This window comes from Kitasatospora sp. NBC_00070, from assembly GCF_045041205.1.
GTDB lineage: Bacteria > Actinomycetota > Actinomycetes > Streptomycetales > Streptomycetaceae > Kitasatospora.
In genome coordinates this window covers 1,573,100-1,599,382 of record NZ_CP108247.1, presented here as the reverse complement: position 1 = coordinate 1,599,382, position 26,283 = coordinate 1,573,100, and the positions used below count along the sequence as shown (strand labels likewise).

Here is a 26,283-nt window from a genome sequence, read left to right as displayed (position 1 = left end):
TGACCACCCCTGAACGGATCACCTCTCCCGAAGCCGGCGTCGCCCACGCGGCGGAGCCGCACAACAGCAGAGCCCCGAGCCCCTGACTCCGTTGCGGGCTGGGCACCTGCCGAAAGGCGGGTCAGCCGAGGCCGGGGATGCGGTCGTTGCGGAAGAGGTCGACGAAGATCTGGTGGTCCCGGCGGGCGCGGTCGCCGTAGGTGAGGGCGAAGGAGACCAGCATGTCGGCGAAGTCGGCGGTGTCGTCGCCGATCGCGGCGTCGATCGCGTGCTCGGTGGAGAACGGCACCAGGCCGTGCCCGCTGGAGGACTCGTCGGCGGCGGCGTGCATGCCCGCGGTGGCCCGGCCGAGGTGGGTGACCACGTCGCGGAGGTCGGCCGTCTCGGTGAGGTCGGTCCAGTCCAGGTCGGCGGTGTAGGGGGAGACCTCGGCGACCAGCATGCCGTGGCCGCGCAGGGTGGCCCAGCCGAGCCAGGGGTCGCTGTGGGCCTGCAGGGCGCGCTGGGAGATCACCGTGCGGTGGCCCTCGTGGGTGAACCAGTCGCGGATCTCCGGGTCGGTGACGTGCCGGGAGACGGCCGGGGTCTGACCCTGCTTCAGGTAGATCACCACGTCGTTCTCCAGGGCGTCGGTGTGGCCCTCCAGGAGCACGTTGTAGGAGGGCAGGCCGGCGCTGCCGATGCCGATGCCCCGGCGGCCGACCACGTCCTTGACCCGGAGGGCGTCCGGGCGGGTGCGGGTGGCCGGGGGGAGGGTGGCCAGGTACTGCTCGAAGGCGGTCAGCACCTCGGCCCGGGTGGCGTCGTCCAGCGGGATCGCGCCGCCGCCGGAGCGGAACCGGCGCTCGTACCCCTCGACCACGGTCTCCCGCTCCAGGAGTGCCACCCGGGTCTGCAGCCGGGCCTGCCGGAGGGTCTCCAGCAGCGGGCCCTCGGCGGTGTCCAGGGTGTACGCCTCGGCCGGTGCGCCGGCCGCGAGGGCGGCGATCCGGGACCGGTAGGCGTTGGCGAAGGCCCGGACCAGCTCGGCGATGGTGTGGTCGGAGAGCGCCTTGGCGTAGCCGAGCAGGGCCAGGCTGGCGGCCAGCCGCTGGACGTCCCAGGTGAAGGCGCCGACGTACGCCTCGTCGAAGTCGTTGACGTTGAAGACCAGTCGGCCCTCGGCGTTCAGGTAGGTGCCGAAGTTCTCCGCGTGCAGGTCGCCGTGGATCCAGACCCGGCTGGTCCGCTCGTCCAGGTACGGCGCGCCGAAGGACTCGAACGGGGCGGTGGTCAGGTCGGCGTAGTACAGCCCGGCGGTGCCCCGGTAGAAGGCGAACGCCGAGGCGGCCATCTTGCGGAACTTCACCTTGAACGCGGCCGGGTCCTCGGCCAGCAGTCGGCCGAAGGCCTGGTCGAAGACCCGCAGGATGGTCTCGGCCCGCTCGGGCTCGCGCTCGGCCGCGTTCTGCTGCTGCATGGTGATCGTCCTCTGTGCTGGTGCGTCGGTCCTGGAACGGATGACGCCACAGTATTCGGACGGGTTCCCCGGCCGGGGCTCAGGCGTGGGTGAGTGCGCTGCGGTGGGCCGCCAGCGCGTGCCGGAGCAGTTCGGTGCGCTCGGCCCGGTCGGTGGCGCCGAGCAGCGCGGCCAGCACGGCGATCCGGGACTGCCCGGCCCGCAGCGTGCCGGTCGGTACGGCGCCGGCGGCGACCAGGTCTACCGCGCCGCCGTGGGTGTAGATCTCGGTGACCGGACCGGACTGCACCCGGGTGGTCAGCGCGACCAGCACGCCCTGCGCGGTGGCGTCGGCGACCGCGTCGACGAACTCCGGGGTGGCGTTGCCCGCGCCGGTGGCGACCAGCACGACGCCCTGCGCCCCGGCGGCCACGGCGGCGCGGAACAGCACCGGGTCGGCGTCCGAGTGGTGCATCACCATGTCCACCCGGGGCGGCGCGGTGGTGACGGCGGGGAGTGCGAGCGGGGTCGGGCGCTCGGGCTGACGGATGATCAGGGCGCGGCCGAAGCCGACGTCGCCGAGCCGGTCGCCGGAGGGGTCGGTGAAGGCGTTCGGGGCCACGGTCTGGGTCTTCACGGTGCCCCGGGCGGCGTGCACCTCGCCGTCGAAGACGACCAGCACGCCCAGGCCGCGGGCCGTGGCGGCGGTCAGCAGGGCGTCGTGCAGGTTGCCGGGCCCGTCGCCGTCGGCGGCGTCCAGCGGGAGCTGCGCGCCGGTCAGCACCACCGGGCGCTGGTCGGTGTGGTGCAGGTCGAGCAGGAAGGCCGACTCCTCCAGGGTGTCGGTGCCGTGGGTCACCACGATGCCGTCCACCCCCGGGTCGCCGAGCACCCGGTGCACGGTGTGCAGCAGTTCCAACTGGTGCAGGCTGGTCAGCCGGGGGCTGTTCACGCTGAACAGGTCGACCACCTCGACCGTGACGCCCGCCGGGACGGCGGCGGTCGCCATCACCTCGCTGCCGTCGGCGTCGGCGGCGAAGCCGGAGCCCTGCCACCGGCTGGCTATGGTCCCGCCGGTGCTGATCACGACGATCCGTGCCATGGGTGCCTCCAGAAGGGGAACAGCCCGACACCGGCTGTTTGCCGGGGCCGGGCTGTCTGTTGGTCTCCGCGGGTGGCGGAACGCTCACCGGCAAGAATACCGGCACCGGTGCGCAATGCGATCGCGAATTCTTGCCAGCCCGATCGAAAGTGCGCAAGATGAGCGCGTGATGGATCAGATTGACAGGGATATCTTGCGCGAGCTCCAGCGCGACGGCCGACTGAGCAACCAGGAGCTGGCCCAGCGGGTCGGGCTGACGCCCTCGCCGTGCATGCGCCGGGTCCGCCAGCTGGAGCAGGACGGCGTGATCCGGGGCTACCGCGCGGTGATCGACCCGGCCGCCGTCGGCCGCAGCTTCGAGGTGCTGGTCTCGGTCGAGGTCCGCCGCGAGCGGGAGGCGGTGGAGGCGTTCGAGGCCGCGCTCCAGGAGATCCCCGATGTGATCGAGGCGTACCGGCTGTTCGGCAGCCCGGGCTGCCTGCTGCGGATCGCGGTCGAGGACCTGAAGGCGTACGAGCGGCTCTGGATCGAGCGGTTGACCACGCTGACCGGGGTCACCGAGGTCAACTCGCAGATCATCATGAAGCGGGTGAAGGAGCCGAGCGGCCTGCCGGTCGGCGGCTGACGGGGCGTCCGGTCAGCCGCGTACGTGCAACCCGAAACCCGTCCGGCCGACGGGCTCCAGGCCCTCCTTGAGGTGCAGCGAGGGGATCTCGTAGTCGCCGAAGTTCTGCCGCCGGAACGCGATCGGCTCGGTCGACTCCAGGGTGAGCAGGCGCTCCTGCCACGCCTTGGCGACGTCCGGGTAGTCCTCGGGGGTCAGCCGGTCGGCGCTGTACAGCAGGAACGGCGGCAGCACCTCGACGCCCGGGTGGTAGAGGACGCCGTGCTGGAACGGGAACAGCAGGTCGTCGATCGGTCCGTTGATCCCGCGCGCGGAGTAGTGCGACTCCGGGCCGCCGAGGGTCACCGAGAGCAGGGCCCGCCGGCCCGCGAGGGTGCCCTCGCCGAAGCGCTCGCCGTACTTGGTGGCGCTGTGCTCGCCGACGCCGTAGGCGAAGCGGTGGGTGAACACCCGGTCCACCCAGCCCTTGAGGATCGCGGGCATGGTGTACCACCAGAGCGGGAACTGGAAGACGATCGTGTCGGCCCAGAGCAGCTTCTCCTGCTCGGCGCGGACGTCCGGGCTGAGCGTCCCGGCTTCGAAGGCCCGGCCGGAGTCCCGGGCGACCCGCAGCGGGCTGGAGGCTTCGGAGCCGTAGTCGGCGGCGTCCACGGTCGCCTTCCAGTCCATCGCGTACAGGTCGCTCACCCGGACCTCGTGCCCGGCGGCCGTCAGGGTGGAGACCGCCAGGTCCTTCAGCGAGCTGTTGAGCGACTTCGGGTCCGGGTGGGCGTGGACGATGAGGGTCTTCACGGGGTGCTCCTTCGGATCGGGTGCTCTCGATCCTGGGCGCTGCGGCGGCCGGTGTTCAGGGGCGCCGCTTCCGTCGGACCGGGGTTCCTGGTACTGGCAGGGCCACCCTCACGGAGCGCCGGCGGGGCCATACTCGACGCATGGACGATCTTGCGGGCTTCCTGCGGACCCGGCGTTCCCGGGTCGACCCGGCCGCCGTCGGCATCCCCACCGACAGCCGCCGCCGGGTGGCGGGGCTGCGCCGCGAGGAGGTCGCGCACCTGTCCGGGGTCAGCGTCGACTACTACGTCCGCCTGGAGCAGGGCCGCGCGACCCAGCCCTCCGGGCAGGTCCTCGACGCGCTCGCCCGGGTGCTCGGCCTCGACGGGACCGAACGCGACCACCTCTGCCGGCTCGCCGGGAAGCGCCGCCGCCGGGCGAAGGTCCCGGGCGGCCGGGTCCGGCCGGAGCTGCTGCGGGTGCTCGGCCTGGTCGCCGACGCACCCGCGCTGATCATGGACCACCGGCTGGACGTGCTCGCCGGCAACCGCCTCGCCGGACTGCTCTACGGCCGGTCGATACCGGGCCTGAACATCGCCCGGAACCTCTTCCTGGAGGAGACCGAGCACGGCCTCTACGCGGACTGGGAGCACTGCACCCTCGACGTGGTCGGCCACCTGCGGCTGGCCGCGGGCAAGTACCCCGAGGACCCCCGACTCGCCTCCCTCATCGGCGAGTTGGCGATGGGCAGCGAACGCTTCCGCCGCCTCTGGGCCCGCGCCGACGTGCGCACCCGCACCCACGGCCGCAAGACCTACCGGCACCCCCTGGTCGGCCCGCTGGACCTCCACCAGGAGAACTTCGCCCTGCCGGACGAGTCGGGCATGGAACTGATCGTCCTCTCCGCCGCCCCCGGCACCCCCACCGAGGACGGCCTCCGCCTGCTCGCCACCCTGGGCCCGGGCACCGTCGAGGCCCGTCCCACCGCCGACGCCCGGGTCCGCGAGTAGCCGGGACGGGTCAGGCGTTGCTCCAGGCGGACGGGCCCAGCAGGGTCTTGACCTCGGAGGCGAAGGCGCCGTTGTCGGGGCTGACCAGGAAGCCGAGTTCGTAGAGGACGTTCTTGTCGCGGCCGGTGGTGAGCAGGCGGACCGGGACGTCGCCGGGATGGGAGCGGAGGGTGGTCTTGAACTCGGCGATCATCTCGGGGTTGACCCGGCCGGTCGGGACGGTGATCAGGATCGGGGGCTTGCCGCCGTGTTCGGCCGAGGAGATGTCCAGGCTGGTGATCTCCTGGCCGAAGATGCTGAGCGAGCCGTCGCGTTCGTTCAGCCGGCCGCGGACCGAGATCACGTTGTCCTCGACCATCTGGTCGGACATCAGGTTGTAGGAAGCCGGGAAGAACAGCACCTCGACCGAGCCGTCCCGGTCGGCCAGGGTGATGATCGCCCAGGCGTTGCCCGCCTTGTTGATCCGGCGGTCGACCGCGGTGACCAGGCCGGCCAGCCGGACCTCGCCCTCGGTGCGGCCGGAGCCGAGCAGTTCGGCGATCGACACGTCGCGGTTGCGGGAGAGGATGTGCTCGGCGCCGTCCAGCGGGTGGCTGGAGACGTACAGGCCGAGCATCTCCCGCTCCAGACTGAGGAGTTGCTTGCGCGGCCACTCGCGGTCGGAGAGCTCGAAGTCCAGCCCGATGGTCGGCACGTCCTCGCCGTTGTCCATCGCGCCGAACAGGTCGTCCTGGCCGATCGCCTGCTGCTTCTTGACGCCGGTGACGGCGTCGATCGCGTTCTCGTGCACGGTGGTGAGCGAGAGCCGGGTGTGGCCGAGCGAGTCGAAGGCGCCGGCCTTGATCAGCGAGTCGACGGTGCGCTTGTTGCAGACCACCAGCTCGACCTTGTCCAGGAAGTCGGCGAAGGAGGCGTACTTCCCCTTCTCCTTCCGGGTCTTGACCAGCGAGTCGATCACGTTGGTACCGACGTTGCGGACGGCCTTGAGGCCGAACCGGACGTCGGTGCCGACGGCGGTGAAGTCCTCCACCGACTCGTTGACGTCGGGGGAGAGGATCTTGATGCCCATCGACCGGCACTCGGCCAGGTAGACGGCCATCTTGTCCTTGTCGTCCGCGACCGAGGTCAGCAGGGCGGCCATGTACTCGGCGGGGTAGTTCGCCTTCAGGTAGGCGGTCTGGTACGAGACCAGGCCGTACGCGGCCGAGTGCGATTTGTTGAACGCGTAGCCGGCGAACGGCACCAGCACGTCCCAGACGGCCTGGATCGCCTCGTCCGAGTAGCCGCGCTCCTTGCAGCCCGCGTGGAAGGGGACGAACTCCTTCTCCAGGACCTCCTTCTTCTTCTTGCCCATCGCGCGGCGGAGCAGGTCGGCCTGTCCGAGGCTGTAGCCGGCCAGCACCTGGGCGGCTCGCTGCACCTGCTCCTGATAGACGATCAGGCCGTAGGTGGGGCCGAGCACCTCGGCGAGCGGGGCCTCCAGCTCGGGGTGGATCGGGATGATCTCCTGCTGGGCGTTCTTCCGCAGTGCGTAGTTGGTGTGCGAGTTCATGCCCATCGGGCCCGGGCGGTACAGCGCCGAGACGGCGGAGATGTCGGCGAACTCGGTCGGCTTCATCAGCTTCAGCAGCGCCCGCATGGGCCCGCCGTCGAGCTGGAACACGCCCAGGGTGTCGCCCCGGGCCAGCAGTTGGTAGGTGGTCGGGTCGTCCAGCGGGATCTTCTCGATGTCGACGTCGATGCCGCGGTTGGACTTCACGATCTTGATGCAGTGGTCGATGATGCCCAGGTTGCGCAGACCCAGGAAGTCCATCTTGATCAGACCCATGGCTTCGCACGACGGGTAGTCGAAGCCGGTGATGATCACGCCGTCCTTGTCCCGCTTGTGCAGCGGGATCAGTTCCAGCAGCGGGGTCGAGGAGAGGATCACCGCGGCCGCGTGCACACCGGTGCCGCGGATCAGGCCCTCGATGCCGAGCCCGGTGTCGATGATCTTCTTGACGTCCGGCTCGTTCGCGTAGAGCGAGCGGATCTCTGTGCCCTCGTTGTAGCGCGGGTGCTTCTCGTTGAACAGGTCGGCCAGCGGCACGCCCTTGCCCATCACGTCCGGCGGCATCGCCTTGGTGATCCGGTCGCCCATCGCGAACGGGTAGCCGAGGATGCGGTTGGCGTCCTTCACGGCCGCCTTGGCCTTGATGGTGCCGAAGGTGTTCACCTGGGCGGTGTACGCCTCGCCGTACTTGTCGGTGACGTACCGCACCATCTGGTCGCGCTGGCGGTCGTCGAAGTCGATGTCGACGTCCGGGGGGTTGATGCGCTCGGGGTTCAGGAACCGCTCGAACAGCAGATCGTGCTCCAACGGGTCCAGCTCGGTGATCCGGGTCAGGTACGAGACCATCGAGCCGGCCGCCGAACCACGGCCCGGGCCGACCGGGATGCCGTTGTCGCGGGCGTACTGGCAGATGTCGGCGACCACGAGGAAGTACGCGTCGAAGCCCATCGGGGAGATGACGCCCATCTCCAGCTCGATCCGGTCCAGCACCTCCTGGCTCGGGCTGTCGCCGTACCGGTGCTGGAGGCCGGCCTTGATCTTCTGCCGCAGGAACGACGCCTGGGTCTCGCCCTCCGGCACGTCGAACTGGGGCATCCGGTCGACGTAGTTGAAGACCTCGTCGTACGGCTCGATCCGGTCGGCGATCTCCAGCGTGTTGCGGCACGCGTCCGGCAGCTCGGAGAAGAGCGCGCGCATCTCCTCCGGGGTCTTGATGTAGTAGCCGCTGCCGTTGAACTTGAAGCGGTTCGGGTCGTCCTTGTTCTTGCCCACGCCGACGCAGAGCAGGCTGTCGTGCGCGTCGGCCTGATCGGCCGTCACGTAGTGCGAGTCGTTGGTGGCCAGCAGCGGGATGTCCAGCTGCTTGGCGATCCGCAGCAGACCGTCCCGGACGTCCCGCTCGATGGACAGGTCGTGGTCCATCAGCTCCAGGAAGTAGTTCTCCCGGCCGAAGATCTGCTGGTAGGCGTCGGCGGCCTTGACCGCCTCCTCGTACTGGCCCAGCCGCAGCCGGGTCTGCACCTCGCCGGACGGGCAGCCGGTGGTCGCGATGATCCCGGTGGCGTTCGCGGCGATCAGGTCGCGGTCCATCCGGGGCTTCATGTAGTAGCCCTCCATCGACGCGAGGGAGGAGAGCTTGAAGAGGTTGCGCAGCCCGGTGGCGTTCTGCGCCCACATGGTCATGTGGGTGTACCGGCCACCGCCCGAGACGTCCTTGCCGCCCTCGCCGTCGGCGCTCACCTGCCGCTGGCCGCCGGGCGCCCAGAACACCGGCTTCTTCTCGAACCGCGAGCCGGGCGCGACGTACGCCTCGATGCCGATGATCGGCTTGACGCTGCCGATCTTCTTCGAGGTCTGGAAGAACTCGTACGCGCCGAACATGTTGCCGTGGTCGCTCATCGCGATCGCGGGCATGCCCTGCCGCTCCGCTTCCGCGAACAGCTTGCCGTTCTTCGCTGCTCCGTCCAGCATCGAGAACTCGGTGTGGACATGCAGGTGAACAAAGCTGTCGGCCACGGTGGGACGGCTCCTCAGGCTCGAAGGAAGGCTCCACCCTAGCCGCTCAACAGAGGTCCGTTGAGCACCGCAGGCCACTCGGGAGCGCCGTTTGCAGAGCTGTGACGAAGGCCGCCACGGCCGGGTGACGGGCCGCTCCGGCGCGGTACGCGGTCCGGGTCCGGCGGGCCATCGGGAGCCTGCTGAGGGCCACGCCGGAGGGCGCGTCGGCCACTCCCAGCTGGGGGACGAGAGCCACTCCCTGGCCCGCCGCGACGAGCGCCAGAACCGTGCCGAAATCGTCGATCTGGTGCCGGATCCGGGGGGTGTACCCCGTCGCCTGGCAGGCCCGGACGGCCATCGCGTGGCAGAGCGTGCCGTGCGGCGCGACGATCCACGGCGAATCCCGGTGGTCGGCGATCGTCCCGGCCGACGGGGCCGCCAGGTACATCGCCTCGGTGAACAGCGACTCGGTGGCCAGCCCCGGCTGCGGGTCGGCCGGCACGAAGTCGTACTCGTGCACCAGTGCGACGTCCAGCTCGCCGGAGCGCAGCATCGCCGCGACCTCCGCCGGGTCCACCTCGGTGACCATCGGCTCCAGCCCGGGGTGCTCCCGGGCGAGCGCGGCGAGGGCGGCCGGGATGATCGCCCGGGCCGCCGAGGGATAGGTGCCGATCCGCAGCGGGCCCGCCAACCCGCTCCGGGCGTCGGCCAGTTCGGCCCCGGCCAGCTCCAGCCGCTCCAGCACCGCCTCGGCGTGCCGGACCAGGTTCCGCCCGGCCGGGGTGAGCGCGACCCGGCGGCCGGTCCGCTCCAGCAGCGGCACGCCGGCCTCCCGCTCCAGCACCGAGAGCTGCTGGGAGACGGCGGACGGGCTGAAGGCGAGCGATTCGGCGACGGCGGCGATGGTGCCGCGGTGGGCGAGTTCACGGAGCAGCCGCAGGCGGCGGACGTCGAGCATCGGCTCAGCTTACGAGAACCGTCGGAGATGTGAACTGGACCTGCACAGTGAAGGGCGGCAGGCTCGACGGCATGGAACTGCACGGAATCCACGTCCCGCTGGTCACCCCCTTCGCCGCCGACGGCACCCTCGCCGTGGCCGCCCTGGAGCAGCTGGCCCGGCAGGCGCTGGCCGACGGCGCGGCCGGGCTGGTCGCGCTTGGCACCACCGCCGAGGTGGCCACCCTGGACGAGGCCGAGCGGCGCACCGTGGTCGAGGTGTGCGCCAAGGCCACCGCCGAGTACGGCGCCGTCCTCACCGTCGGCACCGGCGGCAACGACACCCGGCGCACCGTCGAGGCGCTGGCCGGGCTGGCCGGCGTCGCGGACGCCGCGCTGGTCACCGTGCCCGCCTTCACCCGGCCGGGCGAGGCCGGCGCGCTGGCGCACTTCGAGCAGCTGTCCGCCGGGAGCCCGGTGCCGCTGATCGTCTATCACATCCCGTACCGGACCGGTCAGGCCCTGGGCGCCGCCGCGCTGCGCCGGATCGGCGCGCTGCCGAACGTCGCCGGGGTCAAGTACGCGGCCGGCGGGATCGACCAGGAGACCGTCGCGCTGCTGGCCGACCTGCCGCCGCAGTTCGCGGTGCTGGCCGGGGACGACCCCTTCCTCGCCCCGCTGCTCGCGCTCGGCGCGACCGGCGGCATCCTGGCCTCGGCCCACCTGGCCACCGACCGCTTCGTCGAGCTGGCGACCGGCCGGGGGTCGCGCGAACTGGGCCACCGGCTCGCCCGGCTCTCGATCGCCTGCTTCGCCGAGCCCAACCCGACCGTGATCAAGGGCGTGCTGCACGCCCAGGGCCGGATCCCCACCCCGGACGTCCGGTTGCCGCTGCTGCCCGCCGGGCCGGCGTCGGTGGCCGCCGCGCTGACGGTACTGGCGGAACTGACGGGCTGACAGCACCGCGCGGGCCGGTCGGATTCTTCCCTCCCGACCGGCCCGGCACCGGCGAATCGGGGGCGTCCGGTGGTGGCGGCCGCCGGATTTCCGCCCGCCGCCGCCGACGGCCGGTGCACCGCCCGTTCACCCACTGGAACGCCGTACCGCCCGACCCGCCCGACCAGGCATGATGGGCGGAGTGTGCGGATTCTGATCGAGCACAACACAGGAGGAGAAACCCGATGAAGATCGGCATCGTGGGCGCCACCGGCCAGGTCGGTGGAGTGGTGCGCAGCATTCTGGCGGAGCGTGAGTTCCCCGTGACGGAGCTGCGGCTGTTCGCCTCGGCGCGGTCGGCCGGCAAGACGCTGCCCTGGGGGGACGGCGAGGTCACGGTCGAGGACGCGGAGACCGCCGACTACGCCGGCCTGGACATCGTGATCTTCTCTGCCGGTGGCTCGACCTCCAAGGCGCTGGCCCCCAAGGCCGCCGCCGCCGGTGCGGTCGTGATCGACAACTCCTCGGCCTGGCGCGGTGACCCCGAGGTCCCGCTGGTGGTCTCCGAGGTCAACCCGGACGCGATCGCGAACCGCCCCAAGGGCATCATCGCCAACCCGAACTGCACCACCATGGCCGCCATGCCGGTGCTGCGCCCGCTGCACGACGAGGCCGGGCTGACCGCGCTGGTCGCCACCACCTACCAGGCCGTCAGCGGCTCCGGCCTGGCCGGCGTCGCCGAGCTGCACCGGCAGGCGTGCGAGATCGCCGAGCAGGCCGACCGGCTGGCCTTCGACGGCGAGGCCGTGCAGGCCACCGACCCGGGCGTGTACCAGCGGCCGATCGCCTTCAACGTGGTCCCGCTCGCGGGCAACCTGGTGGACGACGGCTCGTTCGAGACCGACGAGGAGCAGAAGCTCCGCAACGAGTCCCGCAAGATCCTGGAGATCCCCGACCTCAAGGTCTCCGGCACCTGCGTGCGCGTCCCGGTGTTCTCCGGCCACTCGCTCCAGGTGAACGCCCGTTTCGCCAACCCGATCAGCGTCGAGCGCGCGTACGAGCTGCTCGCCAAGGCCCCGGGCGTCGAGCTGTCCGAGATCCCGACCCCGCTCCAGGCGGCCGGCAAGGACCCGTCCTTCGTCGGCCGGATCCGGGTCGACGAGACGGTGGAGAACGGCCTCGCGCTGTTCCTCTCCAACGACAACCTGCGCAAGGGCGCCGCGCTGAACGCGGTGCAGATCGCCGAGCTGGTCGCGGCCGAGCTGGCCGAGCGCCGGGGCTGACACTCCGTCCGGCCCGGCCGGTGCGTCCCGGGACCTCCGGCCGCGCCGGGCGGGCCCGGCGGAACGGTTCACCAGCCGATCGGGGGGTAGAGAGTGCCCACCGGCGGTGCTCGCCCCGACCGCCGGGACGTCGGCGGCCGTGCGGGCCCCCACATCGTTTCCCCGCGCGGTGCGGCCCTCCGGAGGGAAGTGGTGTGGAGTGGACCGGTGCGTCGTCCTGGTGGACGCGGGGTACTTGCTCGGTGCGGCGGCCAACCTGCTGGCGGGGGACCCCGTCCGGGCCCGGCTGACGGTGGATCACGCCGCGCTGGCCACCGCACTGGCGGAGCGGGCCGAGGCGGAGACCGGGCTGCCGCTGCTGCGGATCTACTGGTTCGACGCCGCCCCGGACCGGCGCTCGCTGCCCGAACACCGCCGGCTGCGCACCCTGCCCCGGGTCACCGTCCGGCTCGGCGCGCTCACCCGGGCCGAGGGGCGCTGGGTGCAGAAGGGCGTGGACGCCGCGATGCACGCCGAGCTCACCGAGCTGGCCCACAATCGGGCCTGCGCCGACCTGGTGCTGCTCAGCGGCGACGGCGACCTGCTGCCCGGCATGGTGTGCGCCAAGGAGCACGGCGTGGTGGTGCACCTCTGGGCGGTCCAGCCGGTGGACGGTGACTTCAACCAGTCCGAGGACCTGGTCGCCGAGGCGGACGAGCGGCGGGAGCTGGACCGTGCCTTCGTCGAACGCTGGGCCCAGCTCCGGGAGACCGGCCCGGCCCCCGTACCGGCCCCGGTGCGGGCCCCGGAACTCCGGGTCGTTCCCACCCCCAGGGACCTGGCCACCCGGCCCGCCCCCACCGTCCCGCCCGCCCTGGTGCTGCGCTGGTCCTCGGCCCGGCTCACCCCCGCGCCGCCCACGCTGGCCGAGCTCACCAGCCCCGAACAGCGCTGGTCCGACCGCGAGGAGGACAGCGCCGCCGTCCCCGGCGACGCCCAGCAGGTCGGCGCGGTGTTCGCCCGCCGCTGGCTGTCCCGGCTGCCCCGGAGCACCGAACTGCTCCCGCTCTGGACCGACCACCCGCGCATCCCGCACCGCCTGGACGCCGAACTGCTGCGCTACGCCGCCCGGTTCGGCCTGCTCACGGCGAAGGACGACCAGATCGACGAGCAAGACAGGTACGCCATCCGGGCGGGTTTCTGGCAGGCCTTCGCCGACCGGGTGCCCCGCCCCGACCTGGCGGTCGCCCAGGAGTAGGGCCGGCCGGGGCAGTCGAAACAACCCCCTTGTCCGGTTCCTCCGGGCCAGCGCGTAGAGTCTTCGACCGTGAGCGACACCGACCGGCGGGCAGCACGGCCCACGCCGCAGGGCGACCTCGGCGGTCCGGGCCACCAGCCTGCCGGGCAGTGCTGCACCGTACGAGACCTGGCCAAGACCTACCGCAGCAAGGACGGCGAGATCCGGGCGAACGACGGCATCGCGCTGGACATCCGACGCGGCGAGGTCTTCGGCCTGCTCGGACCCAACGGCGCGGGCAAGTCCACCCTGGTCCGCCAGCTCACCGGGCTGCTCCGGCCGGACCGGGGCTCCATCGACATCCTCGGCCACGACATCGTCCGGCACCCCGAGCGGGCCGCCCGGCTGCTCGGCTACCTGGGCCAGGAGTCGACCGCGCTGGACGAGCTCACCGTCGCGCTGGCGGCCGAGACCACCGGACGGTTGCGCGGCCTGACCCGGGCCAGGGCCCGGAGCGCGAGCGCCGACGTGCTCACCGAACTCGGCCTGACCGCGATCGCCGGCCGCCCGCTCGCCAAGCTCTCCGGCGGTCAGCGCCGGCTGGCCTGCTTCGCCGCCGTGCTGGTGGGGGAGCGGCCGCTGCTGGTCCTGGACGAACCCACCAGCGGGATGGACCCGGTGGCCCGCCGGGCGGTCTGGTCCGCGCTCGACCGGCGCCGGGCCGAGCACGGCACCACCGTGCTGCTGGTCACCCACAACGTGATCGAGGCGGAGACCGTGCTCGACCGGGTCGCGGTGGTGGACGAGGGCCGGATCATCGCCTGCGACACCCCCGGCGGCCTCAAGGCCCTGGTCGACGGCGACGTCCGGCTCGACCTGGTCTGGCGCACCGAGGCCCCGCTCGACGTCCCGGCGGTGGCCCGGCTGGCCGAGCGGGCGGTCCGCTCCGGCCGCCGCTGGACCGTCCGCACCACCCCCGACGAGGCCCGCGAACTGGTCGCCGCCGTCACCACCGGACCGGCCTTCGCGGCCCTGGACGACTTCACCCTGGCCACCCCGAGCCTGGAGGACGCGTACCTCAAGCTCGGCGGCCGGCACGAGGGGCTGGCGAAGTGAGCCCCCGTCGGTTCTGTTCCTGGATCACTCCTCTCGGAAGGCCGCCCCGGTGACCGTGCTCGACGCGCCCTGGGCGCTCACCGCTCCGGCCGAGGACACCGCCGCGCCGCTCGCCCCGGCCGCCCGGCTGCTGCCCTCGCTGGCCGCCGTCTACCGGGCCCAGCTGGCCCGGGCCAAGGTGGCCCGGATCCCGCTGCTGTTCGTGGCGACCTTCCAGTCGCTCGGCATCCTGCTGATGATGCGCGGCGTGGTGGACCCGGGGGACGTCCCGGCCGCCCGTTCGGTGGTGGCCGGCTCCAGCGTGCTGGTGGTCGCCTTCGTGGCCCTCAACCTGCTGGCCCAGTACTTCGGCCGGCTGCGCGCCACCGGCGGCCTGGACCACTACGCGACGCTGCCGGTCCGCCCGGCCGCGGTGGTGCTCGGCGCGGCTGCCGCGTACGCCTCCTTCACCGTGCCAGGAGCGCTGGTCACCGCCGGGGTCGGGGCCTGGATGTTCGCGCTCCCGTTCGGCCACCTCTGGGTGCTGCTCGCGGTCGTCCCGCTCGCGGGCGCGGCGCTGGCCGGCCTCGGCGCGGCCTGCGGACTGCTGGCGCCCCGTCAGGAGATCGCCACCCTGCTCGGCCAGCTCGGCATGTCGGCCGCGCTGCTGCTCGGCGTGCTGCCGGTGGCCCAGCTGCCCGGGTTCGTCCGGCTGCTGCGCGACCTGCTGCCCTCCACCTACGGGGTCGAGGCCTTCGCCGAGAGCTTCGCCACCGCGCCGGACTGGGCCGCGGTCCTCGGTGACCTGGCGGTCTGCGGCGCGGTCGGCCTGGTCTCGCTGACCGTCGCCACCTGGGCCTACCGCCGGGCCGCCACCCGCTGAGACCCCCGGTGTTCGACCTCGAACGCGCCAGTCGTGAAACGATGGCCCGGTGACCGTACCGAACACTCCTGCGGATTCCGCCGCCGAGCCGCCCCGGGACTCCGTCCCGGCGTACCCCGCGCAGCCGGACCCGTACCTGCCGCCGCCGATGCCCGCCCGCGAACGGCGCCCGCTCGGGCCCGAGCTGCGGATCGGCGCACTCACCACCCTGGCCGGGGTGGCGGTCGGGGCGCTGGCCGGCCTGCTCTGGCTCTGGCTGGCACCCCGGGTGATGCTGGTGGCCGGCAGTGACGCGATCCGGTACGTCGACCCCGAGGGCGAGCAGCGGGCCGGCGCCGACGGCACCTTCGCCCTGATCGCGCTGGCCGCAGGTGTCCTCTGCGCACTCGCCGCCTTCCTGCTCACCCGCCGCCGGGGCGGCGGCATCGCCGTCGCGGTCGGCCTGGCCATCGGCGGCCTGGCCGGTTCGGCCCTGGCCTGGCAGCTCGGCACCCGGCTCGGCCCCGGTACGGACGTGATCGCCAACGCCAAGAAGGCCGGCCAGGGCGTCGAGTTCAGCGCCGCCCTCGAACTGGGCGCCCACGGCGCCCTGCTCGTCTGGCCGATGGCCGCCATGGTCACCCTCCTCGCCCTCTCCGCCGCCTTCGGCAAACGCGAACAGGACCCCCTGCCCTACTGGGCCGGCCCCCAATGGCAGCAGCCACAGGCCTAGGCAGCCTTTTTGGCAGGCGCTCCGGGTCTACGGCGCCAGGGGCTCTGCTGATCTGCGGCTCCGCCGCGTGGGCGACGCCGGCCCTTGCAAGGTGATCGTCGCGTAGGTGGTCAGGGACTTTCGCAGTGACCCGCACACCAGATCTCCTCGCCCACGCGGCGGAGCCGCACAACAGCAGAGCCCCGAGCCCCTGGACAGTGCAACCGGACGCCCTGGAAAAGCTGAGCGCCTGCCAGGTGCAGCGGTCAGCGACCGATCGGTGCGACCACCGCGGAGGTCAGGGCGACCAGGGCGGCCGGGGCCAGTTCGACCTCCAGGCCGCGGCGGCCGGCCGAGACGTACACCGTCGGATGCGCGAGCGCCGTCTCGTCGACGACGGTCCGTAGCGGTCGCCGCTGCCCGAGCGGGGAGATGCCGCCGAGGACGTAGCCGCTGCTGCGTTCGGCCGCCGCCGGGTCGGCCATCGCCGCCCGTTTGCCGCCGACCGCGTGGGCCAGCGCCTTGAGGTCGAGCTGTCCGGAGACCGGGACCACGCCGACCGTCAGCTTTCCGTCCACCTCGGCGACCAGGGTCTTGAACACCCGCTCCGCCGGGATGCCGAGCAGCTCGGCCGCCTCCCCGCCGTACGAGGCGGCGGCGGGGTCGTGCTGGTACGCGTGCACGGTGAAGGCCACCCCGGCCGCCTCCAGGGCCACCGTCGCGGGGGTGCCGCCACCGCGCTGCTGCTGCTTCTTGGCCATCGGGCCGAGCCTCCGTCAGTTCGGGCTGAAGGACTGCCGGGTCAGCTCCACCCCGGGCAGCGAGGGGAGCCAGGCGAGCACCGCGCTCTCCCGCCGGAGCAGTTCCAGCTCGGTGGTCAGCCGCTGCGCGGTGTCGGGGCAGGCCAGCAGCGACTGCTTCACCGGGGTGGGCAGGATCGCGGCGGCGGCGACCAGGTAGGACAGCACCTGAGGATCGTCCGGCAGTTCGTGCTGCCCGGTCAGGCTCACCTCGCGGGCCCCGGCCAGCCGCTTCTGGTACGCCCGGAAGGCCCGTTCGACCCCGGCGGCCAGCGCGCCCGCGCCCTCGCCGGTCTGCTCCTCGATCGGCTCGGCCTCGCCGACCAGGTAGGGCCCCGTCACGTCGACCGAGCGCAGCCGGAACCGGGTGGTCCCGGTCACCAGCAGCTCGTACTGCCCGTCCGGCTGCTCCTGCACCGAGGCCACGTCGGCCACGCACCCGATGTGGTGCAGCGCCTCCAGCGGATCGCCGGTCACCGTCCCGAGTCCGTCCAGCGGGCCGGCCGGCTCCTCGTTCTCCCGGACCGGCGCGACCTCCCGTCCGTCCTTGATCGCCAGCACCCCGAACCGGCGGGGCCGGTCCTCCGGCTGGGCCATCAGGTCGCCCACCAGCCGCCGGTACCTCTCCTCGAAGACGTGCAGCGGCAGCACCAGGCCCGGATACAGGACCGTGTTGAGGGGGAAGATCGGGAGCCGTTCAGTCACGGCGCACAGCGTAGTTCAGCAACGGCCACCGCTGTTCCGATTACCCGTCAGCCGGAAGGCCCGGGCGGCGGAGCCCCGGCTCAGCCGCGCTGGAGCATCCGGGTCGCGCCCGCCACCACCGTGGTGGCGAGCACCCAGCCGGAGAGCACCAGGCCCGCCACCACGAACTGGCCGGTGCGGTCCGGGTTCCAGCCGTCCGGGCCGAGGTTCACCACCGGGAGGACCTTGCTCAGGGCGTACAGCGGCGCGTTCCAGGTGGGCCTCTCGTCCGCCTTCAGCGGGGCCGGCTCGTGCTCGGAGAAGTACAGCGCGCCGATCGCCCAGGCCAGCACCAGCCAGAGCGCCGCCCGCCCCGGGCGGTAGCCGTACCCGACCGCGGCGTCCTGGATCAGGCCCCAGAGCCGGCCGGGCAGCGGCAGCGTGGAGCGCCGGCGCTGGTGCTTGGCGTACAGCACCTCGCGGGCGTCCTCGTCCCGGCCGTCCCGGCGGAGCGCGGTGGCCAGCTGCTCGTACGGCTCCGGCTGGTACTCGCCGAGGGCGCTCTCCAACCAGGCGATCCGCTGGCGGACGCTGAACGGCCGGTCGGGCCGGAGCGACTCGTAGGTGAAGCCGGTCATCCGGACGTGGCCGTCCATCGGCCAGCTGGCCGGGTTGTCGACCAGATTGCCGATCCTGGCCCGGGAGAGCGAGACCTTGCCGGTGGGCGGGGTGTGGCAGGTGAAGCGGAGCTCGGGGGTCTGGATCCGGCGCAGCGAGAGCTCCTGGCCCTCCGCGAGGTGGAACTCGGCGTGGGTGATCAGCAGCGCGTTCTCGAACCGCCCGTCCACCAGGCGGACCCCGCCGTACGCCCGCAGCGGGGTGCTGGGGGAGCCGGGCGGGATGGGGGCGCCGTAGCCGTCGCCGTAGATGGTGTGCGAGCCGGCCCAGCCGCCGTCCAGCGAGCCGCCCAGGTACATGGTGTTGCCGACCGAGATGTGCGCCAGGTTGAGGCAGTACCGGTCCGGGGCGGCGGCCTTCAGCTGGGCGCCGCGGAGCGAGAACCGGCCGCCGATCCGGCCGGTGCGCAGGCTCAGCTCGCCGTGCACGTCGATCCGCTCGGCCTCGCAGTCCTGCTGCACCGTCAGCCCGTCGGCGGCCAGCGCCCGGCCGTACCGGTCGCCGCCGATGGTGGCCTGGTTGAGCAGCAGGTCGGTGCCGATCTTGGCGTCGGTGAGCCGCATCCCGAACGGCAGCACGCACCGGGCCAGGTGCAGGTCTCCGTCGGTGGCCAGCCTGGACGCCTCCAGCCGGGGTATCCAGCAGCGGATCATCCGGACGGTGCCGGCCTGCGCCTCGGACATCAGGATCTTCTTCTCGAACCGGCAGTCGTGCAGCTCGATGTAGTGGTCGATCCTGGCCCCGGCCAGCAGCAGCGCGCCGGTCACGTAGGCGCCGCTGAGCTTGAGCGCGGCGACCCTGCCCGGCACCGGGTCGGGGCCGTTGAGCAGCAGGGTGGCCAGCACCTCGGCCCGGACGAACCGCTCGGCGGGCCAGTCGTGCGGGCCGCTCACCTGGTCCACGGCGCTGTCCCAGCTGCGCAGGTCGTACACCTCGCCCTGGCGGAACGCCTCCCAGAGCCCCTGCTCGACCGGTGTCCAGTCGTCCGGCGGCTGCTGCACCGCTGCCTCCCCCAAGATCTTGAACTGTCTCGCCTTTCGTATCACGGACTGAAATGCGGGGCCTCGGGTTCCGGCCACTCCCTACACTGGGCGATGTGATCTCTCGAATTGACCTGCGCGGCTCGGTTGCCGACCTGCGCGACGTGCTGCCCCGTGCCGAGTTCGACGTGGAAGCCGCCCTGGAGAAGGTGCGGCCGATCTGCGAGGACGTACGCCATCGCGGGGTCGCGGCGCTGATCGAGATCACCGAGCGGTTCGACGGCGTGACGCTGGAGACCACCCGGGTCCCCGAGCAGGCGATCACCGCCGCGCTGGAGACCCTCGACCCGAAGGTGCGCGCCGCGCTGGAGGAGTCGATCCGCCGCGCCCGGCTGGTCCACCGCGAGCAGCGCCGTACCGACCACACGACCCAGGTGGTGCCGGGCGGCACGGTGGCCGAGCGCTGGGTGCCGGTCGACCGGGTCGGCCTGTACGTGCCGGGCGGCCTGGCGGTCTACCCGTCCTCCGTGGTGATGAACGTGGTGCCCGCGCAGGAGGCCGGCGTGCCCGGCATCGCGGTCACCTCGCCGCCGCAGAAGGACTTCGGCGGCAGCGTGCACCCGACCATCCTGGCGGCCTGCGCGCTGCTCGGCGTCACCGAGGTGTACGCCGTGGGCGGGGCCCAGGCGGTCGCGATGTTCGCGTACGGCACCGAGGAGTGCGCCCCGGTCAACCTGGTGACCGGCCCGGGCAACATCTACGTGGCCGCCGCCAAGCGCCTGCTCAAGGGCCGGATCGGGATCGACGCCGAGGCCGGTCCGACCGAGATCGCGGTGCTCGCCGACGACACGGCGTCCGCCCGCGAGGTGGCCGCCGACCTGATCAGCCAGGCCGAGCACGACCCGATGGCCGCCTCCGTGCTGGTCACCGACTCGGTCGCGCTGGCCGAGGCGGTCGAGGCCGAGCTGGTCGAGCAGGTCGCCAGGACCAAGCACCGCGAGCGGGTCACCGAGGCGCTGACCGGCAAGCAGTCCGGCATCGTGCTGGTGGACGACGTCGAGCAGGGCCTCGCGGTGGTGAACGCCTACGCCGCCGAGCACCTGGAGATCCAGACCAGGGACGCCCGCGCGGTCGCCGCGAAGGTCCGCAACGCGGGCGCGATCTTCATCGGCGCGTACGCCCCGGTCTCGCTCGGGGACTACGCGGCCGGCTCCAACCACGTGCTGCCGACCGGCGGTTGCGCCTGCCACTCGTCCGGCCTGTCGGTGCAGTCCTTCCTGCGCGGCATCCACGTGGTGGAGTACACCCGCGAGGCGCTGGCCGACGTCGCCGCGCACGTGGTCAACCTGGCGAACGCCGAGGACCTGCCCGGTCACGGCGACGCCGTGAAGGCTCGATTCGACTGGACGGTCCCGGGCGCATGACGAACATCGACGACCTGCCGATCCGGGACGAGCTGCGCGGCCAGTCCCCGTACGGCGCCCCGCAGTTGGACGTGCCCGTCCAGCTGAACACGAACGAGAACCCGTACCCGCTGCCCGAGCCGCTGGTGGCCCGGATCGCCGAACGGGTGGCCGAGGCGGCCCGCAACCTCAACCGCTACCCCGACCGGGACGCGGTCGAGCTGCGCACCGGGCTCGCGGCGTACCTGACCAGGACCACCGGGCACCCGGTGACGAGGGATCAGGTCTGGGCCGCCAACGGCTCCAACGAGATCCTCCAGCAGCTGCTGCAGACCTTCGGCGGCCCGGGCCGCAGCGCGCTCGGCTTCGAGCCCTCGTACTCGATGCACGCGCTGATCTCCCGGGGCACCGGCACCGAGTGGATCTCCGGGCCGCGCAACGAGGACTTCACCGTCGACCTGGCGGCGGCCAGGGCGGCGATCGCCGAGCAGAAGCCGAACGTGGTCTTCGTCTGCTCGCCGAACAACCCGACCGGCACCGCGGTCGAGGCCGACGTGGTGCTCGCGCTGTACGAGGCGGCGCAGGCCGCCGGGCCGAGCCTGGTGATCGTGGACGAGGCGTACGTCGAGTTCTCGCACCGCGCCTCGCTGCTGCCGATGCTGGTGGGCCGCCCCAACCTGGTGGTCAGCCGCACCATGTCCAAGGCGTTCGGCGCCGCCGGGCTGCGGCTCGGCTACCTGGCCGCCGACCCCGCCGTGGTGGACGCCGTGCAGCTGGTCCGGCTGCCGTACCACCTGTCGGCGGTCACCCAGGCGACCGCGCTGGCCTGCCTGGAGTACACCGACACGCTGCTCGGCTACGTCGAGCGGCTCAAGGCCGAGCGGGACCGGCTGGTCGACGCGCTGCGCGGGCTCGGCCTCGAAGTCACCGACTCCGACTCCAACTTCGTCCAGTTCGGCCGCTTCGCCGACACCCACGCGGTGTGGCAGGCGATCCTCGACCAGGGCGTCCTGGTCCGGGACAACGGCGTGCCCGGGTGGCTGCGCGTCACGGCCGGCACCCCCGCCGAGAACGACGCCTTCCTGGACGCCGTCCGTCTTGTCAGCAAGGAGCTTTGACCCTCATGTCCCGCATCGGCCGCGTTGAGCGCACCACCAAGGAGACCTCGGTCCTGGTCGAGATCGACCTCGACGGCACCGGCAAGACCGACATCTCCACGGGCGTCGGGTTCTACGACCACATGCTCGACCAGCTGGGCCGCCACGGTCTCTTCGACCTCACCGTCAAGACCGAGGGCGACCTGCACATCGACACCCACCACACCATCGAGGACACCGCCCTCGCGCTCGGTGCCGCCTTCCGGCAGGCGCTCGGCGACAAGGTCGGCATCTACCGCTTCGGCAACTGCACGGTGCCGCTGGACGAGTCGCTCGCCCAGGTCACCGTCGACCTCTCCGGCCGCCCGTACCTGGTGCACACCGAGCCGGAGAACATGGCGCCGATGATCGGCAGCTACGACACCACGATGACCCGGCACATCCTGGAGTCCTTCGTGGCCCAGGCCGCCGTCGCCCTGCACGTGCACGTACCGTACGGTCGAAACGCCCACCACATCGTGGAGTGCCAGTTCAAGGCGCTGGCCCGGGCACTCCGTTATGCCGCCGAGCGCGACCCGCGCGCGGCCGGCATCCTTCCCTCGACCAAGGGTGCACTGTGAGCAACACCGCCACGCTGCTGATCATCGCCGGACTCTTCCTGTCCGGCGGCGTGTTCTCGTTCTGGAAGCAGAAGCAGTCCAAGAGTGTGATCGCGGTGCTCGCGATCGGCGCCGTACTCTGCCTCGCCTCCGGCCTGATGCGCCTCTGAAGAAGGAACTCCCCTGATGGCCAAGAACGTTGTCGTCCTCGACTACGGCTCGGGCAACCTCCGCTCGGCCCAGCGCGCGGTCGAGCGCACCGGTGCGAACGTCACCGTCACCTCCGACTTCCAGACCGCGCTGGACGCCGACGGCCTGCTGGTGCCCGGCGTCGGCGCCTTCGAGGCCTGCATGCGCGGCCTCAAGGCGGTGCGCGGCGAGCAGATCATCGGCCGCCGACTGGCCGGTGGCCGCCCGGTGCTGGGGATCTGCGTCGGGATGCAGATCCTGTTCGAGAAGGGCGTCGAGCACGGCGTCGAGACGGCCGGCTGCGACGAGTGGCCCGGCACGGTCGAGCCGCTGGACGCGCCGATCGTCCCGCACATGGGCTGGAACACCGTGGACGTCCCCGAGGGCAGCCGGCTGTTCGCCGGGCTCGACCCGGAGACCCGGTTCTACTTCGTGCACTCCTACGGGGTGCGGCGCTGGGAGCTCGAGGTCACCAACCAGAACATCCGGGCGCCCCTGGTCAGTTGGGCCACCCACGGGCAGCCGTTCGTCGCCGCGGTGGAGAACGGCCCGCTCTGGGCCACCCAGTTCCACCCGGAGAAGTCCGGCGACGCGGGTGCCGCGCTGCTGACCAACTGGGTCCAGACCCTCTGACAACTCCCCTCCGTACCAGGAAAGTTGCACGATGAGCCGCCTCGAACTCCTGCCCGCCGTCGACATCCGCAACGGCCAGGCCGTCCGCCTGGTCAAGGGCGCCTCCGGCACCGAGACCTCCTTCGGCACGCCGCTGGCGGCCGCCCTGGCCTGGCAGAGCGCGGGCGCCGAGTGGCTGCATCTGGTGGACCTGGACGCCGCGTTCGGCACCGGTGACAACCGCGAGATCATCCGCGAGCTGAGCGAGCAGATGACGCTCAAGGTCGAGCTCTCCGGCGGCATCAGGGACGACGCCTCGCTGGCCGCCGCGCTGGCCACCGGCTGCCGCCGGGTCAACCTGGGCACCGCCGCACTGGAGCAGCCGGAGTGGGTCGCCAAGGTGATCGCCGAGCACGGCGACAAGATCGCGGTCGGCCTGGACGTGGTCGGCACCACCCTGCGCGGCCGCGGCTGGACCAGCGAGGGCGGCGACCTCTACGAGGTGCTGGCCCGCCTGGACGCCGAGGGCTGCGCCCGCTACGTGGTCACCGACGTCAACCGGGACGGCACCCTGACCGGTCCCAACCTGGAACTGCTGCGCAACGTCTGCGCCGCCACCGACCGGCCGGTGGTCGCCTCCGGCGGCGTCTCCTCGCTGGACGACCTGCGCGCGATCGCCACCCTGACCGGTGAGGGTGTCGAGGGCGCGATCGTGGGCAAGGCACTCTACGAGAGCAAGTTCACCCTCGAAGAGGCCCTGGAGGCCGTGTCGTGACGGACCGTCGGATCGTACGTGGCAGGATCGCCGGATTCTCCCCCTGGGAGGACGACTTCGGCTACTCGCGCGCCGTGGCGGCCGGGGACCACGTCCACGTGGCCGGCACCACCGCGTGGGTGGACGGGCGGATCGAGCACGAGGGCGACCCGTACCACCAGACCCTCGCCGCCTTCGGTGTCGGCCTGCAGGCCCTGGCCGCGTACGGTCTGACGGTGGAGGACGTGTTCCGCACCAGGATGTACATCACCCACGTCCGGGACGCCGACGAGGTCGGCCGCGCCCACAAGGCCCTGTTCGGCGACTCCCGGCCCGCCGCCACCATGGTCGTGGTGGAGGGCCTGATCGACTCCCGGATGATGGTCGAGATCGAGCTCGACGCCTACCGCGCCGGGCTCGCCAGCAGCTTGGAAGGTTTGTCGCAATGACCCTCGCCGTACGCGTGATCCCCTGCCTGGACGTGGACAACGGGCGGGTGGTCAAGGGCGTCAACTTCCAGAACCTGCGGGACGCGGGCGACCCGGTCGAGATGGCCAAGCTCTACGACGCCGAGGGCGCCGACGAGTTGACCTTCCTCGACATCACCGCCTCGTCCGGCGACCGGGAGACCACCTACGACGTGGTGCGCCGCACCGCCGAGCAGGTCTTCATCCCGCTCACCGTGGGCGGCGGCATCCGGGCGGTCGAGGACGTCGACAAGCTGCTCCGGGCCGGCGCGGACAAGGTCGGCGTCAACACCGCCGCGATCGCCCGTCCCGAGCTGATCCGGGAGATCGCCCAGCGGTTCGGCCGCCAGGTGCTGGTGCTCTCGGTCGACGCCCGCCGCTGCCCGCCCGGCACCGAGACCGCCTCCGGCTTCGAGGTCACCACCCACGGCGGTCGCCGCGGCACCGGCCTGGACGCGGTCGAATGGGCGGGCCGGGCGGCCGAGTTGGGCGCGGGCGAGATCCTGCTCAACTCGATGGACGCGGACGGCACCAAGGACGGCTACGACCTCGACCTGATCCGCGCCGTCCGCAAGACCGTCGCCGTCCCGGTGATCGCCTCCGGCGGCGCGGGCCGTCTCGCCGACTTCGCCCCCGCGGTCGACGCCGGCGCCGACGCCGTCCTGGCCGCGAGCGTCTTCCACTTCGGCGACCTCCGCATCAGCCAGGTCAAGGAAGCCCTCCGCACCACGGGCCACCCCGTCCGCTGACCCCTCGCCGGGGCTCGGGGCTCTGTTGTTGTGTGGCTCCGCCGCGTGGGCGACGCCGACCTTTTGGCCCGTGGTGCACCCTCAGGGGCTCGGGGCTCTGCTGTTGTGTGGCTCCGCCGCGTGGGCGACGCCGGCCTCGTTCAAGGTGATCGCTGCGTAGGTGGTCAGGTACTTTCGCAGTGACCCGAACGCCAGATCTCCTCGCAGTTCCCCGAGCCCCCGACCGTAGATGCCCGGGAGCCTGCAAAAAGTAGCGCGCCTGCCTACAGCGTCCGGTCCGCCCGGTCACTCGAAGGGCAGTACCACCCGGAGTGCCTCGACCGCTTCCTGCGGCCCGTCCGCCGTGACCTTCGCCCGTTCGCCCCGGCCGAACGCGAACAGCACCAACTCGCCCGGCTCGCCGGTCACTTCGACGGTCGGCCCGGTCCGCCGGGTGACCGTCACCGCCCGGCCGTCCGGCCGCCGCAGCACCAGCCGGGCCGGCGACTTCCGGCCGGCCTCCAGCCGGGCCAGCATCGGCAGCCGCCGCCAGAGCGCCTCGGTCAGCTCGGGCCCGAGCGGCTCCGGCCGCCAGTCGTCCCCGGCCCGCCGGACGTCCTCCGCGTGCACGAAGTACTCGACCACGTTGGCCGCCTCGTCCGCACCGGGCAGCGAGAACGGCGAGAAGGCGGACGGCCCGGTCCGGAACAGCCGCAGCAGCTCCTCGTACGGGCGCGCCCGGTAGCCCTCCTGGACCCGGGCGGTCCACCCGGCCAGCGGGGCGATCCTGATCCCGGCCGCCGCGTCCATCCGCCGCTCGCGCAGCACCAGGTGGGCGGCCAGGTCACGGGTGGTCCACCCGGTGCAGAGGGTGGGCGCGTCCGGCCCGGCCGCGCGCAGGAGTCCGGTCAACCGCTGGCGTTCCGCCCGGGCGAAGTTCGACATGCGGCCAGCCTACTCGGGCCGGCCCGGCCACGAACTGGTGCCGTGCCCGGCAGGGTTCGCCCCGTCGCGTCGTTCGGCACGCACTCTCGCCGTACCGGTCAGAGGCCCAAGTAGGTCCGCTACGCGTGGCCTTCGTCCGGCACGCCGAGAGCACGCACCGAACGACGCGACGGGGCGAACCCTGCCGGGCACGGCACTAGCTCGGCCCGAGCCCCTTCAGATGCCCCGTCAGTCGCCGCCCGCCCGGCCGGTCGGTGACCGCCATGACGCAGGTCGCGTCCCGGAACCCGGCCTGGTAGTGCACCAGTCGGGGTCCGAGGTAGCGCCCGAAGTACGGGCCGCCGCCGCCCTGCTTGGTCTCCCACTCCACCAGGTGCGGTTCGCAGGCGGTCGTGATCGCCTGTTGGATCGCCGGCTCCGCGGTCAGCCCCTCGGGCAGCACGATGTCGGCGACCACCTCGCCGTCGTGCACCTGGTCGCAGGGCCGGGTCTCCGCCGGGGCGGCCGTCTTGCTCAGCGGCTGGTAGTCCAGGCACGTCCCGGGCGGGAAGAACAGGTACGGCAGCACCTTGCTCGGCGAGGGCGAGGGCGAGGGCGACGCCGAGGGAGAGGGCGCCGCCGAGCTCGGCGGCGGCGGTGCCGGGGTCACCCGGTCAGGTTCGGGCCAGAGCAGGACCACCGCGCCCGCCGCCAGCAGAAGCAGGACCACCGCCGTGGCCACCACGCGTCGCCGTCTCATCCCCGACCCCCTCGTTCCGACCGGGCCCATTCTGGCCGTCCCGGCCCGTCCCGTCAGCCACTCCGCGAAGCC

Annotated in this window: 26 protein-coding genes; 16 read left to right on the top strand and 10 right to left on the bottom strand. The window is 72.5% G+C overall.

The features are described from left to right. Positions 1–121: 121 nt before the first annotated feature. The gene (locus OHV05_RS07485) at positions 122–1,459 is read right to left on the bottom strand and encodes a DUF2252 domain-containing protein (RefSeq protein ID WP_405016943.1); all 1,338 of its coding nucleotides are present in this window, start codon (positions 1,457–1,459) and stop codon (positions 122–124) included. 79 nt (positions 1,460–1,538) lie between these two features. After that, on the bottom strand, positions 1,539–2,540 hold the full coding sequence (locus tag OHV05_RS07480; RefSeq protein ID WP_405016942.1) for an asparaginase: 1,002 nt from the start codon (positions 2,538–2,540) through the stop codon (positions 1,539–1,541). A gap of 169 nt (positions 2,541–2,709) precedes the next feature. Between OHV05_RS07480 and OHV05_RS07475 the strand changes: the two genes are divergently transcribed. Further along, entirely contained in the window at positions 2,710–3,165 is a 456-nt protein-coding gene (locus OHV05_RS07475) for an Lrp/AsnC family transcriptional regulator (RefSeq protein WP_403041744.1), read from the top strand. A 12-nt stretch (positions 3,166–3,177) separates the two neighbouring features. On the opposite strand, the gene OHV05_RS07470 is transcribed toward OHV05_RS07475, so the two are convergent. Continuing rightward, positions 3,178–3,957: an NAD(P)H-dependent oxidoreductase gene (locus OHV05_RS07470; RefSeq protein WP_405016941.1), complete on the bottom strand. Its 780-nt coding sequence runs from the start codon at positions 3,955–3,957 to the stop codon at positions 3,178–3,180. Between the two features lie 140 nt (positions 3,958–4,097). Here OHV05_RS07470 and OHV05_RS07465 point away from each other — a divergent pair, with 140 nt between their 5' ends. Then, a complete protein-coding gene (locus OHV05_RS07465) occupies positions 4,098–4,946 on the top strand; it encodes a helix-turn-helix transcriptional regulator (RefSeq protein ID WP_405016940.1) in 849 nt (282 codons plus the stop codon). A 10-nt stretch (positions 4,947–4,956) separates the two neighbouring features. Here OHV05_RS07465 and dnaE read toward each other — a convergent pair whose 3' ends face one another. After that, positions 4,957–8,514, bottom strand: a complete 3,558-nt coding sequence (gene dnaE / locus OHV05_RS07460; protein WP_405016939.1) for a DNA polymerase III subunit alpha — start codon at positions 8,512–8,514, stop codon at positions 4,957–4,959. Between the two features lie 46 nt (positions 8,515–8,560). Then, positions 8,561–9,454, bottom strand: a complete 894-nt coding sequence (locus OHV05_RS07455) for a LysR family transcriptional regulator (RefSeq protein WP_405016938.1) — start codon at positions 9,452–9,454, stop codon at positions 8,561–8,563. 71 nt (positions 9,455–9,525) lie between these two features. On the opposite strand from OHV05_RS07455, the gene OHV05_RS07450 reads away from it, so the two are divergent. The 6 genes from OHV05_RS07450 (at position 9,526) to OHV05_RS07425 (ending at position 15,557) form a co-directional block, all read left to right on the top strand. After that, entirely contained in the window at positions 9,526–10,389 is an 864-nt protein-coding gene (locus OHV05_RS07450; protein WP_405016937.1) for a dihydrodipicolinate synthase family protein, read from the top strand. Between the two features lie 224 nt (positions 10,390–10,613). Beyond that, the gene (locus OHV05_RS07445) at positions 10,614–11,651 is read left to right on the top strand and encodes an aspartate-semialdehyde dehydrogenase (protein ID WP_405016936.1); all 1,038 of its coding nucleotides are present in this window, start codon (positions 10,614–10,616) and stop codon (positions 11,649–11,651) included. 199 nt (positions 11,652–11,850) lie between these two features. Continuing rightward, positions 11,851–12,888, top strand: a complete 1,038-nt coding sequence (locus OHV05_RS07440; protein WP_403041763.1) for an NYN domain-containing protein — start codon at positions 11,851–11,853, stop codon at positions 12,886–12,888. Between the two features lie 168 nt (positions 12,889–13,056). Continuing rightward, positions 13,057–13,983, top strand: a complete 927-nt coding sequence (locus OHV05_RS07435) for an ABC transporter ATP-binding protein (RefSeq protein WP_405021407.1) — start codon at positions 13,057–13,059, stop codon at positions 13,981–13,983. 49 nt (positions 13,984–14,032) lie between these two features. Next, positions 14,033–14,845 (top strand): ABC transporter permease, encoded by an 813-nt coding sequence (locus OHV05_RS07430; RefSeq protein ID WP_403041766.1) that lies wholly within the window; start codon positions 14,033–14,035, stop codon positions 14,843–14,845. 49 nt (positions 14,846–14,894) lie between these two features. Beyond that, positions 14,895–15,557, top strand: a complete 663-nt coding sequence (locus tag OHV05_RS07425; RefSeq protein WP_405016935.1) for a hypothetical protein — start codon at positions 14,895–14,897, stop codon at positions 15,555–15,557. 245 nt (positions 15,558–15,802) lie between these two features. Here the strand turns inward: OHV05_RS07425 and ybaK are convergent, their stop codons facing one another. The 3 genes from ybaK to OHV05_RS07410 form a co-directional block, all read right to left on the bottom strand. Continuing rightward, positions 15,803–16,297, bottom strand: coding sequence for a Cys-tRNA(Pro) deacylase (gene ybaK, locus OHV05_RS07420; RefSeq protein WP_405016934.1), 495 nt, complete (start codon positions 16,295–16,297; stop codon positions 15,803–15,805). A 15-nt stretch (positions 16,298–16,312) separates the two neighbouring features. Continuing rightward, positions 16,313–17,041 (bottom strand): LON peptidase substrate-binding domain-containing protein, encoded by a 729-nt coding sequence (locus OHV05_RS07415; RefSeq protein ID WP_403041771.1) that lies wholly within the window; start codon positions 17,039–17,041, stop codon positions 16,313–16,315. A gap of 80 nt (positions 17,042–17,121) precedes the next feature. Continuing rightward, the gene (locus tag OHV05_RS07410; protein WP_405016933.1) at positions 17,122–18,699 is read right to left on the bottom strand and encodes an oxidoreductase; all 1,578 of its coding nucleotides are present in this window, start codon (positions 18,697–18,699) and stop codon (positions 17,122–17,124) included. A 95-nt stretch (positions 18,700–18,794) separates the two neighbouring features. Here OHV05_RS07410 and hisD point away from each other — a divergent pair, with 95 nt between their 5' ends. Genes hisD through hisF form a run of 8 tightly spaced genes read left to right on the top strand, consistent with a single transcriptional unit; the run spans position 18,795 to position 24,548 of the window. After that, positions 18,795–20,102 carry a histidinol dehydrogenase gene (gene hisD / locus OHV05_RS07405; protein WP_405016932.1) on the top strand — a complete coding sequence of 436 codons (1,308 nt, stop codon included), beginning with the start codon at positions 18,795–18,797 and terminating at the stop codon, positions 20,100–20,102. Next, the gene (locus OHV05_RS07400; protein ID WP_405016931.1) at positions 20,099–21,199 is read left to right on the top strand and encodes a histidinol-phosphate transaminase; all 1,101 of its coding nucleotides are present in this window, start codon (positions 20,099–20,101) and stop codon (positions 21,197–21,199) included. Before hisD ends, OHV05_RS07400 begins: the two co-directional genes overlap by 4 nt. Before the next feature lie 5 nt (positions 21,200–21,204). Then, complete coding sequence (hisB, locus tag OHV05_RS07395) at positions 21,205–21,798, top strand: imidazoleglycerol-phosphate dehydratase HisB (RefSeq protein ID WP_184920902.1); 594 nt, start codon at positions 21,205–21,207, stop codon at positions 21,796–21,798. Continuing rightward, on the top strand, positions 21,795–21,947 hold the full coding sequence (locus OHV05_RS07390; RefSeq protein WP_403041781.1) for a hypothetical protein: 153 nt from the start codon (positions 21,795–21,797) through the stop codon (positions 21,945–21,947). The genes hisB and OHV05_RS07390 overlap by 4 nt, the downstream gene beginning before the upstream one ends. 16 nt (positions 21,948–21,963) lie before the next feature. Further along, entirely contained in the window at positions 21,964–22,599 is a 636-nt protein-coding gene (gene hisH / locus OHV05_RS07385; RefSeq protein WP_405016930.1) for an imidazole glycerol phosphate synthase subunit HisH, read from the top strand. 31 nt (positions 22,600–22,630) lie between these two features. Next, a complete protein-coding gene (priA, locus tag OHV05_RS07380; RefSeq protein WP_403041786.1) occupies positions 22,631–23,353 on the top strand; it encodes a bifunctional 1-(5-phosphoribosyl)-5-((5-phosphoribosylamino)methylideneamino)imidazole-4-carboxamide isomerase/phosphoribosylanthranilate isomerase PriA in 723 nt (240 codons plus the stop codon). After that, positions 23,350–23,781, top strand: a complete 432-nt coding sequence (locus tag OHV05_RS07375) for a RidA family protein (protein WP_405016929.1) — start codon at positions 23,350–23,352, stop codon at positions 23,779–23,781. The genes priA and OHV05_RS07375 overlap by 4 nt, the downstream gene beginning before the upstream one ends. Then, positions 23,778–24,548, top strand: coding sequence for an imidazole glycerol phosphate synthase subunit HisF (hisF, locus tag OHV05_RS07370; protein WP_405016928.1), 771 nt, complete (start codon positions 23,778–23,780; stop codon positions 24,546–24,548). Before OHV05_RS07375 ends, hisF begins: the two co-directional genes overlap by 4 nt. 285 nt (positions 24,549–24,833) lie before the next feature. On the opposite strand, the gene OHV05_RS07365 is transcribed toward hisF, so the two are convergent. Both OHV05_RS07365 and OHV05_RS07360 read right to left on the bottom strand, forming a co-directional pair. Further along, entirely contained in the window at positions 24,834–25,472 is a 639-nt protein-coding gene (locus OHV05_RS07365) for a TIGR03085 family metal-binding protein (RefSeq protein WP_405016927.1), read from the bottom strand. A 196-nt stretch (positions 25,473–25,668) separates the two neighbouring features. Then, positions 25,669–26,211: a hypothetical protein gene (locus tag OHV05_RS07360; RefSeq protein ID WP_405016926.1), complete on the bottom strand. Its 543-nt coding sequence runs from the start codon at positions 26,209–26,211 to the stop codon at positions 25,669–25,671. Positions 26,212–26,283 lie beyond the last annotated feature (72 nt).